The 17,454-nt window shown below is 36.3% G+C and carries 15 protein-coding genes; 11 read left to right on the forward strand and 4 right to left on the reverse strand.

Annotated features, from left to right (window positions below; genetic code table 11):
* Window positions 1-4: 4 nt before the first annotated feature.
* Window positions 5-3,166, reverse strand: coding sequence for a WD40/YVTN/BNR-like repeat-containing protein (locus B5X55_RS09360; protein WP_079512361.1), 3,162 nt, complete (start codon window positions 3,164-3,166; stop codon window positions 5-7).
* Between the two features lie 153 nt (window positions 3,167-3,319).
* On the opposite strand from B5X55_RS09360, the gene B5X55_RS09365 reads away from it, so the two are divergent.
* From B5X55_RS09365 to B5X55_RS18870, 4 genes are all read left to right on the forward strand, one after another.
* The gene (locus B5X55_RS09365) at window positions 3,320-4,333 is read left to right on the forward strand and encodes a hypothetical protein (RefSeq protein ID WP_079512362.1); all 1,014 of its coding nucleotides are present in this window, start codon (window positions 3,320-3,322) and stop codon (window positions 4,331-4,333) included.
* A 71-nt stretch (window positions 4,334-4,404) separates the two neighbouring features.
* Entirely contained in the window at window positions 4,405-5,697 is a 1,293-nt protein-coding gene (locus B5X55_RS09370; protein WP_079512363.1) for an aminopeptidase P family protein, read from the forward strand.
* Window positions 5,698-5,706: 9 nt separating this feature from the next.
* Window positions 5,707-6,477, forward strand: coding sequence for an exodeoxyribonuclease III (locus B5X55_RS09375; RefSeq protein WP_079512364.1), 771 nt, complete (start codon window positions 5,707-5,709; stop codon window positions 6,475-6,477).
* A 3-nt stretch (window positions 6,478-6,480) separates the two neighbouring features.
* Window positions 6,481-6,657 (forward strand): hypothetical protein, encoded by a 177-nt coding sequence (locus B5X55_RS18870; protein WP_200811604.1) that lies wholly within the window; start codon window positions 6,481-6,483, stop codon window positions 6,655-6,657.
* Window positions 6,658-6,669: 12 nt separating this feature from the next.
* Here B5X55_RS18870 and B5X55_RS09380 read toward each other — a convergent pair whose 3' ends face one another.
* The gene (locus B5X55_RS09380; RefSeq protein WP_079512365.1) at window positions 6,670-7,947 is read right to left on the reverse strand and encodes a branched-chain amino acid transport system II carrier protein; all 1,278 of its coding nucleotides are present in this window, start codon (window positions 7,945-7,947) and stop codon (window positions 6,670-6,672) included.
* 251 nt (window positions 7,948-8,198) lie between these two features.
* Between B5X55_RS09380 and B5X55_RS09385 the strand changes: the two genes are divergently transcribed.
* Entirely contained in the window at window positions 8,199-8,417 is a 219-nt protein-coding gene (locus tag B5X55_RS09385) for a DUF1660 family phage protein (protein WP_079512521.1), read from the forward strand.
* An 11-nt stretch (window positions 8,418-8,428) separates the two neighbouring features.
* On the opposite strand, the gene thiL is transcribed toward B5X55_RS09385, so the two are convergent.
* Together thiL and B5X55_RS09395 are read right to left on the reverse strand one after the other, a co-directional pair.
* Window positions 8,429-9,472 (reverse strand): thiamine-phosphate kinase, encoded by a 1,044-nt coding sequence (gene thiL / locus B5X55_RS09390; RefSeq protein WP_079512366.1) that lies wholly within the window; start codon window positions 9,470-9,472, stop codon window positions 8,429-8,431.
* A gap of 92 nt (window positions 9,473-9,564) precedes the next feature.
* Window positions 9,565-10,974, reverse strand: a complete 1,410-nt coding sequence (locus tag B5X55_RS09395) for a Gfo/Idh/MocA family protein (protein WP_234999704.1) — start codon at window positions 10,972-10,974, stop codon at window positions 9,565-9,567.
* Between the two features lie 188 nt (window positions 10,975-11,162).
* Between B5X55_RS09395 and B5X55_RS09400 the strand changes: the two genes are divergently transcribed.
* The 6 genes from B5X55_RS09400 (at window position 11,163) to sufC (ending at window position 17,427) form a co-directional block, all read left to right on the forward strand.
* Window positions 11,163-12,419, forward strand: a complete 1,257-nt coding sequence (locus B5X55_RS09400) for a choice-of-anchor B family protein (protein WP_079512368.1) — start codon at window positions 11,163-11,165, stop codon at window positions 12,417-12,419.
* 2 nt (window positions 12,420-12,421) lie between these two features.
* Window positions 12,422-13,765, forward strand: a complete 1,344-nt coding sequence (locus B5X55_RS09405) for a hypothetical protein (RefSeq protein ID WP_079512369.1) — start codon at window positions 12,422-12,424, stop codon at window positions 13,763-13,765.
* Window positions 13,766-13,960: 195 nt separating this feature from the next.
* A complete protein-coding gene (locus tag B5X55_RS09410) occupies window positions 13,961-14,290 on the forward strand; it encodes a HesB/IscA family protein (RefSeq protein WP_079512370.1) in 330 nt (109 codons plus the stop codon).
* Window positions 14,291-14,336: 46 nt separating this feature from the next.
* Window positions 14,337-15,782 carry a Fe-S cluster assembly protein SufB gene (gene sufB, locus B5X55_RS09415; RefSeq protein ID WP_079512371.1) on the forward strand — a complete coding sequence of 482 codons (1,446 nt, stop codon included), beginning with the start codon at window positions 14,337-14,339 and terminating at the stop codon, window positions 15,780-15,782.
* 13 nt (window positions 15,783-15,795) lie between these two features.
* Window positions 15,796-16,668, forward strand: coding sequence for an N-acyl homoserine lactonase family protein (locus tag B5X55_RS09420; RefSeq protein WP_079512522.1), 873 nt, complete (start codon window positions 15,796-15,798; stop codon window positions 16,666-16,668).
* A gap of 6 nt (window positions 16,669-16,674) precedes the next feature.
* Entirely contained in the window at window positions 16,675-17,427 is a 753-nt protein-coding gene (gene sufC / locus B5X55_RS09425) for a Fe-S cluster assembly ATPase SufC (protein WP_079512372.1), read from the forward strand.
* Window positions 17,428-17,454 lie beyond the last annotated feature (27 nt).

Genomic DNA, 17,454 nt, shown 5'->3' on the forward strand with positions numbered 1-17,454 from the left:
TGAGTTATGATTTTATTTTTTTGTTATTTTTAATTTGTAATTCACTATTTTTCAATTGTATATTCAACTTTTTGATGTCAACATCAATGAATTTTTTAAATTTAGCATCCACATCTTTTAAACGTTTGTTGAAAATAGCATATACTTCTCTCTGCTGGTCTGTAGGTTTGAAATCGGCTCCGAATGCACCAATATCACTAGCCAACGCACTTAGTCTTCCATATAGCTTAATGGGAGATCTAAAAGCATCTTCTCGCGCACCGGTTAATTGAATGTCGTAAAGCGAGGCTATAATGGTTTCTGCTACTGTTCTTAATTCTTGAGATTTTTTACGATCGCCACTACGTTCTAGTTTAGGAATAATTTCGTTCAACTCAGCCCTAATTGTTTCAATATCGTTTATCATGGTAACGGCCAGGTTCATGGCATCTCGTAGTTGTAAGGAGAAAGCTACCTGTTCTGTTAATTCTTCTAAACTTGCTTCTGAATTTGGATCTTTTACAACCTCTAATTCACGAATAAATTCTTCTTCACCTACAATCAATTTTATTTTATAATTTTTAGGTACCACTCTTGGGCCGAATTGACCGCGCCACAAATCTAAATCCCAAGTAACTAAAGGGCGCCATCCTTCACCATTTAGTTGTACCCATGGCCTTCCTGGAGGTGTTGTCTTTAATTTTGCTTTATAAGTGGGTTCATATCTCAAATCCCACATTACTCGATGTATTCCTGCATTCTGTTTGCCTTTTAAGGTTCTGATAATTTCATCGTTATCAGTTAATACTTGAATTTCTACTTTTTGATTGGTGCTATCCTGTAAATAATAATGGATGTCTGCTCCGTAAGCAGGGTTGGTTCCGGAGTTCAAACTTGGTCCATCAGTTTTTATACTTTGTTGGTCTATAAATCGATATGCTGGTCGTAGACTAAATAAATGTGCTGATTTATTCTTTGCATCTAAATCGAATTCACGTAATGGAGCTACATTATCTAAGATGTAATAACCTCGGCCATATGTACCCACAACTAAATCATCAAACCGTTCTTGTATCTCAAGCCAATAGACAGGAGCTGGTGGTAAGTTGTTTCGAAAACGCATCCAGTTAGCACCATCATCGTAGCTTATATAAAGACCGTTGTCAACGCCGAGGTATAACATGCCTTCTCTTTTGGGGTCTTCCTTTATTACATGTGCAAAGCTATGTACTGATTTTGGGACAGTGGAGCTTATCAATTTCCACGATAATCCATAATCTTCGGTTTTATATACATAAGGATTAAAATCTCCCATTTGATGTAAGTCTACGGTGATATATGACGTTCCTTTTTGATAACGAGATATTTCAATATTGGCAATGGTACCCCATTTAGGTAAATCTGGAATATTTGCGGTTACATTAGTCCAACTTGTACCTCCATTTTTTGTTAATTGAACTTGTCCGTCATTACTGCCTGTCCATATTAGGCCAGGTTCCAACTCAGATTCTTCAATACTGAATAATACAGAACCATCAAAGGTCATCAGATTATCAACGGCTATCCCTCCAGAATTTTGTTGGTGTGTTTTATCATTTAAAGTTAGATCAGGACTTATAACTTGCCAACTTTGACCTCCATCATCACTTTTATGTACAAATTGACTCCCTACATATACTCTATGTTTGGTATGCGGTGAAAATGCTAATGGAAAATTCCAATGCCAGCGATATTTTAATTTACCGGGCTCCCAACCATAACCTGCTTCTGGCCATACACGAACATCACGTACATGCCCTGTTTTTGCATTGTAGCGTTGTAGTCCCCCGTCATAACAGCCAGACCATACTATGTCATTATCAAAAGGGTCTGGTTGTGCAAAACCGCTTTCGCATCCTCCAACGCTTTGCCACAACCCTAAAGGAATATAACCTTGCCTACTATTGCTCGGTCCTTTATAAGAATAGCCATCTTGTCGATTACCATAAACGTTGTAAGGAATCTGATCATCTACTGAAACATGATACATTTGTGCTATTGGCAGCACGATGCGTTGAAAAGTCTCGCCGTGATTTATACTAATACTTGCTCCACCGTCATGAGCGACCATTATTCGGTCAGCATTAGAAGGGTCTATCCAAATATCATGATTGTCACCTCCTGCACTATACCCTCCTTTAATTGTCTTTCCTCCGTCTTTTGAAATACTAAACTTTACACTGGCAAAATATAGTTCGTTTGGATCTGTGGTAGATACCGCCATACGAGTATAATAAGGTGCTCTTTCTGCTATATCGTGATTTCGAGTTTGTAAAGTCCATGTTTCTCCAAAATCTTCGGAACGGTATAACGCTGGACTGTCAATTTCAAAAAGAGCATATACGATATTTGGATTTGAATGGGAAATGGCAACCGCCGTTTTACCTACAGGATTTTCTTTACCTCCAGGGAGTCCTTTTTTAGTAAGTGGTTCCCAATTTTCACCACCATCTGTTGTTCTGTATACACCGCCTCCAGGGCCGCCACTATTTAATCCCCAAGTATTTATTTGGATGGACCACATACCCACTAATAGGCGATTAGGATTTTTCGGGTCTATAGCTAGCTCGGCCGCACCGGTGTTTTCATCTATAAAAAATATGCGTTTCCAAGTTTCACCACCATCTACCGTTTTATAAACGCCACGTTCTTGTTGTTTACCATACGTATGGCCTAATGCTGCAGCGTATACGATGTCAGGATTAGTAGGATGCACGATTACGCGACCAATGCGACCCGTTTTTTCCAGACCCATATTTTTCCAGGTCTTTCCGCCGTCTATAGATTTATAGATACCATCTCCCATGGCGTGAGCAGGTCTAATAACAAAGGTCTCACCAGTACCAACCCATACAATATCTGGGTTGGTAGGTGTTATAGCTAAAGACCCTATGGAAGATACTTCTTGATTATCAAAAATTGGTTTCCAAGTAGTACCTGCATCGGTCGTTTTCCATAACCCGCCCGATGCTGCCCCAATATAAGTCGTCATTGGATCTTCTGGTATTCCTGCAATAGCAATGGTGCGATTGCCTTCAGGACCGATAAATCGAAATTCTAGATTTTCAAAAATAGAACTTTGAGTTTGGGCTAGTGTAGATAAGAATACTAAAAAAAATAGTGGTGTAATAAGAAGCCTATTTTTCATTAGTTATCAGTTTTTTTGGTTGAGACACACAAGTTAACTATTTGTCAGTTAAAATTGTTTTAACAGCAGTTCGATTCTCATATTTTTGAAAGCTGTTGAATGCTTAATTGATATGGATTTCTTAGTTTTAGTTTGAAGTTCAAATTCAATTTTATGATTAATAAAGTCGAAATAATAATTTTTGCATTGTTTTTTAGCACGTTTTCTTTCAACCAAAAAAGCTCGTCAGTTTTTATTAAATATTCTTCATTAGTACAGAAGGGAGAATCATTAGTGTTAGAAGATAATTTTAAAAAAGCATTGCATTACTATAATGTGGCATTTCAAACTTGCACCCCGCTTGCTTCAGATTGTTTTACGGCTATGCAATTAGCTGCTGTTAACAATAATAGTAAACTATTTAAAAAATTTATGATTAAAGGATTTCAAGTAGGACTAAAAAAAGTAGACCTTATTAAAGACTCTTTGCTTTATAGTTATTTTAATAAAAAAAAGCTTAACGATTTTGCAGAAGTTAAATACAGGAAAAATCAATTCAAATATGAAAAAGGGTTAAACCCCTTTCTAGTGGACACCTTGAATAAGCTCTCAAGTATAGATAATCGTTATAAAACAATGTATTTAGATTCTCTTGCGAGAGTGGATACACTAAATCGTAATATTTATGAAAAAATATATGATTCAATTGTATCCAATTTAGTTGAAAATAGTTTGATGCCTCTGATTGAGAAATATGGATTTCCAGGACAACGTTTAACGGGAGTAGCAAAAGTTGGTCAAATAAACGATCCCTATAACTATAGTTTTTCTAATAATAAAGCGCTTTTTATTTTACTGCATTACTATTCAAATCCTAAAACATGCGAATATAATTCACTTTTCAAAAATGAGGTGTTTAAGGGAAATATGCGTCCTGAAGTTTTTGCTAGCATAATGGATTTTCAATTTAAATACGGAAAGGATGCTTATTGTAAAGCCAAGCCCTATAACCAATGGCACAAAAGTGAAGATAGTGCTGAGTTTGAGATAATAAACGAAAGGCGTAGACAGATTGGTTTAGCGTCATTTCAAGATGAAGAAGAGAAGTACAAAAGAGGACTGAATATTTGTTACAAATATGATAATAGGGTTTATAAACACATCAGGTTATTCTACTGGTGTGGTTAAAATAGAAGTTTATACTTTAATATTAAAAGGCATATAATGAATCCTTAACTTTGGTTTTTAAACATAAATTCATGAAATACAATCAAATACCTAATTTGTTATTTATAAAGAACCGAAAGAAATTTATGGACCGCATGCAGCCTAAAAGCATTGCTGTCTTTAATTCGAATGATATTTACCCCATAAGTGCCGATAGTGTATTGCCTTTTGAGCAACATAGAGATATTTTTTACTTGTCTGGGGCAGATCAAGAAGAGACTATTTTAGTCATGTTTCCAGATTCAATTAATAAAAAACATCGTGAAATTTTGTTTGTTCGTGAGACAAACGAGCATATAGCAATTTGGGAAGGAGCCAAATTGACTAAAGAGATGGCAACAGAGGTTTCGGGAATTGAAACTATTCATTGGTTAAAAGATTTTGATAAAGTCTTTTTTGATTTGATGACCGAAGCAGAAACTATTTACATCAATACTAACGAACACTACAGACAAGCTGTAGAAACGGAAACTAGAGAGGATCGTTTTATTAAAAAGTATAAGCAACAGTTTCCAGCGCATCGTGTTGCAAAAAGCAATCCTATTTTACAAGAAATTCGTGGTATAAAGGAGCCCGAAGAATTAGAATTGATGCAAACGGCATGTAATATTACAGAGAAAGGTTTTCGAAGATTACTTGGTTTTGTAAAACCCGGAGTGATGGAATATGAGATTGAGGCAGAATTGGTTCATGAATTTGTAAGTAATCGCTCTAAAGGTTTTGCATATCCACCAATTATCGCTTCAGGCAACAACGCTAATGTGTTACACTATTTAGAAAACAACAGAGCTTGTAATGATGGTGATTTAATTTTGATGGATGTTGCTGCAGAATACGCAAACTACTCAAGTGATTTGACAAGAACTATTCCTGTAAACGGAAAATTCACAAAACGCCAAAAAGAGGTTTACAATGCTGTTTTACGCGTAAAAGATGATGCTACGAAAATGTTGGTTCCTGGTACGCTTTGGGCAGAGTACCATAAAGAATGTGGTAAATTAATGACTTCTGAATTACTAGGATTGGGTTTACTGGATAAGGCAGATGTTCAAAATGAGAACCCAGATTGGCCAGCATATAAAAAATATTTTATGCACGGCACTAGTCATCATATTGGTTTAAATACGCACGATTATGGTGCATTAAAAACACCTATGAAAGCAAACATGGTTTTTACTGTAGAACCAGGAATCTATATACCAGGGGAAAAAATGGGTGTTCGTTTAGAGGATGATGTAGTTATTCAAGATAAGGGAGAGCCTTTCAACTTAATGGCCAATATTCCTATACTTGCAGAGGAAATTGAAGAGTTAATGAACAAATAATACCAGAGAATGAAATTAGTATCATGGAACGTTAATGGCATTAGAGCTTCTGTAAAAAAAGGATTTGAAAAAATAGTCCAAGATTTTGACGCTGATATTTTTTGTATTCAAGAAACAAAGGCACAAGATGATCAGGTGAGTGAAGCATTGAAAGGTATAAGTGACTATGAACTGTTCACTAATAGTGCGGATAAAAAAGGATATTCTGGTACCGGAATTTTGACAAGACAAAAGCCAGTTCAATTCAAAAAGAACATGGGCATTGCAGAGCATGACTTAGAAGGTCGTATCACCCATTCTGAATTTGAGGATTTTCATTTGGTCAACGTGTACATTCCTAATAGTGGAAATGGACTAAAGCGATTGGATTATAGAGCTGGGTGGGACAAGGATTTTACAAACTACCTTAAAGAACTGTCAAAAAAGAAACCGTTGATTATTACAGGCGATTTTAATGTTGCCCATACTGAAAATGATTTGGCGAATCCGAAAAGTAATTACAACAAAACATCTGGCTTTACACAGATAGAAATTGATGGATTTGATAATATGCTGAACGAATTGAATTTGGTGGATAGTTTTAGAGCATTACACCCTGATACTTTTGATAAATATACATTTTGGAGTATGCGAGGTGGTGCACGAGATAGAAATGTAGGTTGGCGTCTCGATTACTTTTTAGTTAGTGAAGCCATTTGGGACAAAGTGAAATCTGCTGAAATTCATGATCAAGTTTTGGGTAGTGATCATTGCCCAATTAGTTTAGAAATAGAATTTTAGGATATGGGGTTATTTCTATTGTTTCAAGACGCTTCAGAGATTGAAAAAAAGATGCAAGAAGCACCTGATAGCTCCTATGAAATAGGTATAGCTATTGGAACCTACCTTCCTTTTGTAGTGTTGGTTTTAATAGCTTATGCCTTTTATTACTATTCGAAAAAGAAAAAAAGTCGGGAATAGGCATTTTGAAGTTTATTCAGGCTTATTTCTACTTATACTGTTAGTCGCAACAAATACAATCAGTGCTGGCAATACCCACCCCAAGCTATACTCTTGAAGCGGTATCCATGAGAAGGTATCAGCCGTAGGAGCGATAGCGCTAATACTTCCTAAGAAATCTGGAATACTAAATAAGATAGTCGCTATGGTAACAGCTTTAAAAACTAAAGGTGATCCATACTTGTCTGGTACTACATTTAGTAAAATTAAAATGATAGTAATAGGGTAGATGAACATTAATGATGGCAATGCAACTGCAATGATATAACCAACATTGAATTGGCCCATTAACACCCCTAAAATACTCCCTATAACTGCTGTTATGTTATATGCGGTTTGAGAATCGTTGAATCTCGATTTAACAAAGTCTGCAGTACCCGTAACAATACCTACTGCAGTAGTGAAACAAGCTATACCTACGAGTATGCTAAGAAACAAATTACCAACGCTACCAAGGCTGTTTATGGCTAAGCCAGACAGTAATGCTGTCCTACTTGTGTTTGCATCAAAAACGGAGTGCGCCAAAGCTCCAGACAGTATTAGACCTAAATAAATTAAGAATAGGGCCAAGCCCGCTAACCATCCTGCACTACGTATTAAAGATTTTTTGTCTTCATAAGATGCATCGGTATATCTTAAATTAATAGAAATAATGATTACTCCACCAACTACCACAGCCCCAATTGCATCAAAAGTTTGATAACCTTCCAGAATTCCATTGGTAAAAGGACTGGCAATCATTGTTGTTCCAAATTCGAATGGGAAAGAGAAAATTGTAATTCCGATAACAAAAAGTAAAATAAGAATAATTGCCGGCGTCAATATTTTTCCCAAAATGACCAATATTTTTGAGCGGTTCATGGCAAAAACGAATACTAAACCAAAATAAAAACTGCTAGTAAACCAAGGAGAAATATCCCAAAAAGGTTGTATTGCCATTTCATGTGTAACCGAAGCAGTCCTGGGGCTAGGTAATGCTATAGCTATGGCATAAATGAAAAAGGCGTAGATCAAACTAAAGGTCGGAGATATCTTTTTACCGAAATCCATTAACGTTCCTTGTAATTTGGCATGTGCTAAAATGCCTAGAATGGGAATTACCATGGCAGAAAGACAAAAACCTATGGTTACGATTAGCCATTGATTTCCAGAATTAAAACCTAATAATGGAGGTAATATTAAATTACCCGCTCCAAAGAAAAGGGAGAAAAGGGCAAAGGCGGTAACGAGAATTTCCTTCTTCTTGAACATGGTTACAAATTAAGTGAAAGATTATGAAATAACAGACATGCCGTTGTTTTTGATTTTGTAAGACACCAAAAAAAAGTGGATTGACAACATGTTAGGCAACACTCACAACAATTACTGGTGCAGTCGCTTAATATACAGTACTTTAATCAGAGGAAATTTAGCGTATGCGATTTCTCTTGTTAGTTCAACTTAAAATATTAATCGCATTTTCTCGATCACCCAAATCGAAATTCTCGCAAAAAACCTACAGCATGAAAAAAATATTCTGCAACATTTTCGGCCATCACTATTCCGTTTCAAAAAAAGTGACCTCTCATATTAAAGAATACAAGTGTATTCACTGTCAAAAAGAAGTAACAACAGATGTTAGTGGAAACCTTGCTTTACTAACACCTGAATTACAAGATATCAACAGAACTTTAGAGCATATTTATCAAAGAAGACACACTGCTACACAACAGGTAGCTTAGTAAATTCTCTATTAGGTAAAAGAATTCCAACCCTGAGCGGTTAATGGAATCTTCGAATTATTCCTGGAAATTAAGAAAGCACCTTCTTCTTTACCCGTGGTATGCCCCACGACGGTTAAGTTAGGATTGCCCTTTATTTTCGGGAATTCTTTTTGGTCTATCGTAAACAATAACTCATAATCTTCACCGCCACTTAAGGCTACAAGCGTACTATCTACCTTAAATTCTTCACAGGCAGCAATCACCGTTGGGTCTAAAGGAATTTTATCTTCATATAAATTGACACCCACACCGCTACTTTTACTTAAATGTAAAATTTCAGATGAAAGTCCGTCACTTATATCAATCATTGAAGTTGGGTGCACATCTAATTTTTTCAATAATTCAGTAATATCTTTTCGAGCTTCTGGTTTTAACTGTCGCTCTACGATATAGGAATAGGGCTCTAAGTCTGGCTGACTATTCGGGTTAACCTTAAACACCTCTTTTTCTCGCTCCAGGACTTGAAGGCCCATATATGCTGCGCCTAAATCACCCGAAACGACTAAAAGGTCATTTGGTTTGGCGCCTGATCTATACGCAATATCTTCTTCATTAGCTTCACCTATTGCAGTTACGCTAATCATTAAGCCTGTTTTAGAGGAGGTAGTGTCACCGCCAACTAAATCAACATTATAGGTTTTGCATGCTGTAGCTACACCTGCGTAAAATTCTTCTAATGCTTCTAAGGGAAATCTATTAGAAACCGCGATAGAAATGGTTACTTGTGTTGCAGTAGCATTCATCGCATAGATGTCTGATAAGTTCACTATGATAGCTTTGTAGCCTAAGTGTTTTAATGGCATATATGCAAGATCGAAATGCACACCTTCTATTAATAAATCAGTACTAATGACTGTTTTTTTGTCTTTAAAATCTAAAACGGCAGCATCATCACCAATACCTTTTAAAGTAGATTTTTGCTCAATTTTAAAGTCCTTTGTAAGATGTTCTATCAGGCCAAATTCACCTAATTTCTCTAAGGATGTCTTTTCTTGATTCTTGTCTTCTAGCATGCTGCAAAAATAAGAAGTATTACTAGACCAAGGACATAAAAAAAACCGAAGCTTTTCAGCCCCGGTTTTACTACTAAAATTTAGAATTAAATCTATCCTACTGAATAACCATCTCTATAAGTACGCTTAACGTATTTATTCGCTGGTTCGAAATTGGTAATTTTCATATTTGCGGCATCCCACTGTAAGCGTTTTCTACCGTGGTATTGTTTGCCGCTACCCCAGAAGCTTTGATTTTCAACTGTAGGGTCTACTTCGAAGTATGATTTTAATGCCAAGTTACCGATAAGAATACTCTCAGTAAACGGACCTGCATAATCGAATGAAGAACTGGTTTCTGCATTTCCATAACCCGCCATACAAGCATTTACCCATTGTAAATAATGACCTTCTGGTACACGTGCTATAGTTTGTTCTACCTCGAACTGTTCGTTTAAACTTAATGGAAGAAGTCTAGGGTTTGCACCATAACAATCTGCCATTAATTTTCCTTTGGTGCCAATAAATAAAACACCACCATCCCAGTTTCCTAAAGCTTCATCATCGCCTAGTTCTTCTGGTCTTTCAGGCAGTAAACCACCATCCATCCAAGTAACTTTTATTTTACCTTTTCCATCTGTTCTTGGGTAGCTTAAATGTATTTTGCTAGAGTTCGGAAAACTTTTTGGATAATCGGCAGTTTCGAACTTCCCTTTAAAAGAATCTGAAACACTGCATTCTACGGTATCAGGATACAATATTGGCAATATTCTGTAAACCGGATCCATAATATGACAAGCCATATCGCCTAGAGCTCCGGTACCAAAATCTGACCATCCTCTCCAATCAAAAGGTAAATATGCGTTGTTATAATCTCGCATTGCTGCGGTACCTAACCAAAGATCCCAATTTAAACCTTTTGGCACTCTGTCTTTTTTAGTAGGGGTTTGCAATGCTTGTGGCCAAATAGCTCTGTTTGTCCAACATTTTACGGTATGTACTTCACCTATGATTCCTGTATCATAAATTTCTTTCATGGTTCGAACACCATCTCCAGAACCACCTTGGTTACCCATTTGAGTAACTACTTGGAATTTTTTAGCAGCTTCGGTCAGCATTCTAGCTTCCCAAATATCATGGGTTAAAGGTTTCTGTACATATACATGCTTGCCCATTGACATTGCCTGGTAAGCTGCAACAGCATGGTTGTGATCAGGAGTAGAAACAGATACAGCATCGATATTGTCTCCTTCTTTTTCTAGCATTTCTCTAAAATCATTGAAATAACTAGCTTTTGGGAATGCTTCTCTAGAGGCAATTGCTTGTCTGTCGTCAACATCACAAAGTGATACAATATTTACATTCGGACTCTCAGCAAAGGAGGCAATGTCGCTTTGTCCTTTGCCGCCCACACCAATTCCCGCAATGTTTAGTTTATCGCTTGGAGCTATAAAACCAGGACCGCCCAAGACATGCCTGGGTACAATCATGAATCCGGCCGCCGCCATACCGGTATTTTTCATAAATTTTCGACGCGAGTTCTTTTTTAAATTCGTCTTTTTGCTTGACATAAAATGAAGTTGTTTTAGTTGCTTGATTATTTGGACTTCAAGATAATTCAATTAAGTCAATTACTTGAAGGTCGTTGCAGTTTTATGATTATTGAAACAATGCAATTAGTATCTTTAAGTATTGAAATTAAATCAATTACATGAAAAGGGGACTTTGGTTTTTAACATTTATTGTGATTTTCGGATGCTCTTCAGATGACAATATGGAAGTTGAGGTTGACGACCAAATGGAAGAACAAGTAGAAGAAACACCACCTTCAGAAAATAACATGACCGCTATTGTGCCATGTGAAAATGGAATGGCGGGTATTTACCCTTGTAACGGATATGATTTAGTCGCCCATATTTCTCTAGGCGAAATGTCTGCTGAGGAAGGTAATGATATCTGGGGTTGGACGGATGCCGAAAGTGGTAAAGAATACGCGTTAATGGGGTTAGATAATGGAACCGCTTTTATAGATATATCAGATGCAGTAAAGCCTATTTACCTTGGTAAGCTGCCTACTGCCACAAGTTCAAGTCCATGGAGAGATGTGAAAATTTATGGAGACTTTGCCTATATCGTATCAGAAGCTAATGGTCATGGCGTTCAAGTTTTTGACTTAAAAAAATTGCGAATCGTAAGTAATCCTCCTCAAATATTCTCTGCTGATGGGCGTTATACAGCCTTGGGGAATGCGCATAATATTGTGATTAATGAAGCATCTGGTTTTGCGTACCCTGTTGGCACCGATAGAGATGATCAGTTTAATGGTGGGGTGCATTTTTTAAATCTTGAAAACCCTATAGCCCCTGCTTTAGCCGGTGGCTGGGGGTTGAATGGGTATACGCATGATGCTCAGGTCATTACTTATAATGGTCCTGATAATGCCTATGTAGGGGCAGAAATATTTGTGGGTGCAAATGAGGATCAGGTAGTGGTGGTAGATATTTCAAATAAGAATGCACCTGTAACTTTAGCCAACTTGCCTTATCCAAATATTGGATATACACATCAAGGTTGGTTTACAGAGGATCATCGTTATTTTATATTGGGAGATGAGTTAGATGAGGTTCGGCAAGGGTTTAGAACACGTACCCTTATTTTTGATATGTTAGATTTAGATAATCCGGTTTTACATTATACCTATTTGGGTCCAACAAATGCAATTGACCACAACGGATATGTTTTAGGTGATGAATTTTTCTTAGCAAATTATACGGCAGGTGTCCGTGTTTTAGATATTACCGAAATTGAAGGTAAAACAATAATTGAGAAGGCATTTTTTGACACCTATCCTGCTAATAATAATACACAATTTGCAGGAGTTTGGAGTGTTTACCCCTATTTTGAAAGCAGTAATATTATCATTAGTGACATTAATAGCGGGTTTTTTATAATCCAAAAATCAAATTAATTATGCGAAAGGTATTTTTACTAGTACTCGCTTGTTTCATCTTTTCTTGTGCAAAAGAAGAAGCTGAAATTGCATTTGACTCATTAAATACTGAATTTAAGGGAGAACTTGATTTTATTAAAAATTTTGGAGGTAGTGGTAATGAAAGTACCCAGGCAATTATAAAAACCACCGACGGCGGTTTTGCAATTTTAGGATATACAGGAAGTACTAATGGTGATATCTCAACAAAAGCTAAAGAAGAAAATGATTATTGGTTATTGAAATTTGATGAAAATTCGAATTTGCAATGGAATAAAACTTACGGTGGAAGCAAAGATGATATAGGACAAAGCCTCGCTCAAACAAGTGATGGAGGCTTTATATTAACAGGCTATTCTATGAGCAGTGATGGCGATGCTTCAAATAACGAAGGCTTTCATGACAACTGGATTTTAAAGTTAGATGCTCAAGGTAATTTGGAATGGGAAACTAGTTACGGTTTTTCAGGTCACGATCATTCGTACGATATACTTGAAGCATCGCAAGGAGGATATTTTTTTACAGGATTTTTAGATATCACATCGGCTAGGGCGGATGGGAATACTGAAAAAGGCAATTCGTTAACTAGTCATGGCGTAGGAGAGTTTTGGGGAACGAAAATAGATGAAGAAGGTACCGTGCAGTGGCGAGGTTATTTTGGGGGAACCAATAATGACCGGGCACACGGGGTCGTGCAAACGAAAGATGGCGGCTTTGTGATGGCAGGTTTTACGGAGAGTGATGATTTTGATATCAGTAATACCAATGGTAGCTACGATTTTTGGGTGGTTAAAGTAGATTCTTTTGGCAATCTAATTTGGGAAAAATCTTTTGGGGGCGAGGGTATTGAAGTTTCTTATGATATTGCTAAAACGTCAGATAATGGTTTTGTAGTGGTAGGTAATACTTTTAGCACCAATGGAGATATTTTATTAAACCACGGAGAATCTGATATGTGGATGATAAAGCTTGATGAAGAGGGTAATTTGATTTGGGAACAAACGTATGGCGGTAGCCAGTTCGATTTGGCACAGGCTGTTGTTCAAAGTAAAGATGGGGGTTTTTTAATAACTGGTAATACTAAAAGCGATGATAAAGACAGTTCATTAAATAATGGTGAAAATGATATTTGGTTGGTTAAAACCAATGCTTTTGGTGACCTTGTTTGGGAAAAATCTTTTGGAGGTTCTGGACTGGATTTTGGTTTTGATCTTCTTGAAAATACAGACGGCAGTATACTTATTGTAGGCGAATCTTCAAGTACGGATTTCGGTTCAATATCTTCTAAAGGAAATTCAGACTTAATTCTTCTTAAAATCAAATAGTCGCTTCCGGTATTTCTTATAGTATTTCTCTATGAATACATACGTTATAATAATGTTAGAGCCGATGGGAAAACTTATATATACCGTATATTTGAAAACTATTTAGATTAAATCTAGATAATAATATTAGGTTTGATGAAAAAAACCGACTTATAGATTATATTTGTAAACTATTTAGATTAAATCTAGTTAATTATGATTCAAGTATCAGAAACGGCAAAACAAAAAGTCATCAACCTTATGACAGAAGGAGGTTTTGATGCGACAACTGATTATGTGCGTGTTGGAGTGAAGAGTGGTGGATGCAGTGGATTATCTTATGAGTTAGACTTCGACAATAAGAAGGATGATACTGATAAGGTTTTTGAAGACAACAACGTGCGAATTATTGTAGACAAAAAAAGTTTTTTATATTTAGTAGGTACTGTTTTGGAATACTCTGGTGGTCTCAACGGTAAGGGTTTTGTTTTTAATAACCCAAATGCTCAACGAACTTGTGGTTGTGGCGAGAGTTTTTCATTATAAATCGATAATTGTTAATTGAGTAAAACCAATTGACCAATTAAATTATATGGCATATACAGAAGAAGAATTAAAAAAAGAACTTGAAACCAAAGAGTACGAATATGGTTTCTATACAGATATTGAATCTGACACCTTTCCTATTGGCTTAAGCGAAGAAATTGTTATTGCCATTTCAAAGAAAAAAGAAGAGCCAGAGTGGATGACTGACTGGCGTTTAGAAGCTTTTCGAATTTGGGAAAAAATGGTAGAACCTGAATGGGCAAATGTCCATTATGAAAAACCAAATTTTCAGGCGATTAGTTATTATTCTGCTCCAAAAGCTGCAGACCCTAATAAATCATTAGATGATGTAGATCCTGATTTGTTGGAAATGTATCGCAAGCTTGGTATTTCGGTTGATGAGCAAAAGAAATTGCAAAATGTCGCTGTTGATATTGTTGTAGATTCTGTTTCTGTCGCAACAACCTTCAAGAAGACGTTGGCAGAAAAGGGAATTATTTTTATGCCTATTTCAGAGGCTATTCAAGAGTATCCAGAACTGGTAAAGAAATATATGGGCACGGTTGTGCCAAAGACTGATAATTTTTATGCCGCTTTAAATTCAGCGGTCTTTACAGATGGTAGTTTCTGTTATATTCCAAAAGGTGTACGTTGCCCAATGGAGCTTTCAACTTACTTTAGAATCAATCAGGCTGGTACAGGTCAGTTCGAACGTACCTTGTTAATTGCCGATGAAGATAGTTATGTAAGTTATTTAGAAGGTTGTACCGCTCCATCAAGAGATGAGAATCAACTGCATGCCGCCGTAGTAGAATTGATTGCTTTAGACGGTGCAGAAATTAAGTACTCAACAGTACAGAATTGGTTTCCTGGTAATAAAGAAGGTAAAGGAGGGGTGTTCAACTTCGTTACTAAAAGAGCGTTATGTGAAAAGAATGCCAAAGTATCTTGGACACAAGTTGAAACAGGTTCGGCCGTAACTTGGAAATATCCATCTTGTATCTTAAAAGGAGATAATTCTATCGGAGAATTTTATTCAATTGCGGTTACGAATAATTACCAACAAGCAGATACCGGTACCAAAATGATTCATTTGGGCAAGAATACAAGAAGTACCATTATTTCAAAAGGTATTTCTGCTGGAAAATCACAGAATAGTTACCGTGGTTTGGTACAGATAAATAGTCGTGCTGACAATGCTCGAAACTTTTCTCAATGTGATTCCTTGTTGATGGGTAACGAATGTGGAGCTCATACATTTCCATATATAGAAGTAAAAAATAAGTCTGCCCAGATAGAACACGAGGCTACAACAAGTAAGATTGGTGAAGATCAAATATTTTATTGCAACCAAAGAGGGATACCTACTGAAAAGGCAATTGCATTAATTGTAAATGGATTCAGTAAAGAAGTACTGAATAAATTACCGATGGAGTTTGCCGTAGAGGCTCAAAAGCTTTTGGAAATTAGTTTAGAGGGTTCTGTAGGATAAATTGAAAATAATAATGAAAAATTTTTTAATCATAGTAGTACTTTTTGTGGCATATAGCTGTAAAGAAAACAAGAGCAAAACCAAGGAGGCAATAGCTTCTGAGGAGGTAGCAAAGCCAGAGGTGAAATTATACACTTTTAATGGTGGTACTGTAATGGTAAATGATTTGGAGTTATTCTCTCAGGATACGACATATCATGGTCAGACAAAAGAATTTGCGGATCCTTTTTATGTGATAAGTCATCCGAAAGGAAATTTAATGTGGGATGCCGGACTTCCAGAAAGTTTGGTTGGAGCTGAAGCACCATTTACAACTCCAAATGGTAATTTTACGATTTCTCGAAAAGAAGGTGTTTTAGACCAGTTAAGTACTATTGGAATGTCGCCTTCGGATATAAATTATATTGTCCTATCACATACTCATTTTGACCATACGGGTCATGCCAATGTTTTTAAAAGTTCGGTATGGTTAGTTCAAAAAAATGAACATGACTTTATTACCAGTCCAGAGATTATGGAAGGTAATGCAGATTTACATAATGCAATATCACAATTGAACAATATACAAGAACTAAATGGTGATTTTGACGTATTTGGTGATGGGACTGTGGTTATTAAAACTATGCCTGGTCATACTCCAGGACATCAAGTTTTGTATTTAGATTTAGCTGAAAACGGACCAACATTATTAACAGGTGACTTGTATCACTTTTATGAAAATAGAGAAAACAGAGGCGTTCCTAGTTTTAATACTGATGTTAATCAAACCCTTGCCAGTATGGATGTGTTTGAGGCCTATGTGAAGGAAAATAATGCAAAAGTATATATACAACACTCAAAAGAAGATTTTAATAAAATGCCTAAGGCACCAGAATATTTAAAGTAGCATATTATGTTGAAAATCAAAAACTTACACGCTAGCGTGGAGGATAAGGAAATATTAAGAGGAATAAACCTAGAGGTAAAGGCAGGTGAAGTACATGCAATAATGGGGCCTAATGGTTCTGGTAAAAGTACATTGGCATCTGTAATTGCTGGTAAAGATGAATTTGAAGTTACCGAAGGTTCAATTGAATTATATGGTGAAGATTTAGAGGATATTTCTCCTGAGGAAAGAGCGCATATGGGTGTTTTTCTTTCTTTTCAGTATCCTGTAGAAATACCAGGGGTTTCTGTAACCAACTTTATGAAAACTGCAATTAATGAGTCTCGTAAAGCAAAAGGTTTAGAAGATATGCCTGCAAAGGAAATGTTAAAGCTAATCCGTGAAAAATCTGAGTTATTGGAAATTGATCGTAAGTTTTTATCTAGATCATTGAATGAAGGTTTTTCTGGTGGTGAGAAAAAGCGTAATGAAATCTTTCAAATGGCAATGTTAGAGCCTAAAGTGGCCATTTTAGATGAAACTGATTCTGGTTTAGATATCGATGCATTACGTATCGTAGCTAATGGTGTAAATAAATTGAAGAGTAAAGACAACGCCGTAATCTTAATTACACACTACCAACGTTTGTTAGAATATATTGTACCTGATTTTGTACATGTATTGCACAATGGTAAAATCGTTAAGTCTGGTGGTAAAGAATTAGCACTTGAGCTTGAGGAGAAAGGTTACGATTGGTTAAAACAAGAAGCAACAGTATAATTTGCAGTATACAGGATCAGTGAGCAG

This window comes from Maribacter arcticus (genome assembly GCF_900167935.1).
GTDB classification, from domain to species: domain Bacteria; phylum Bacteroidota; class Bacteroidia; order Flavobacteriales; family Flavobacteriaceae; genus Maribacter; species Maribacter arcticus.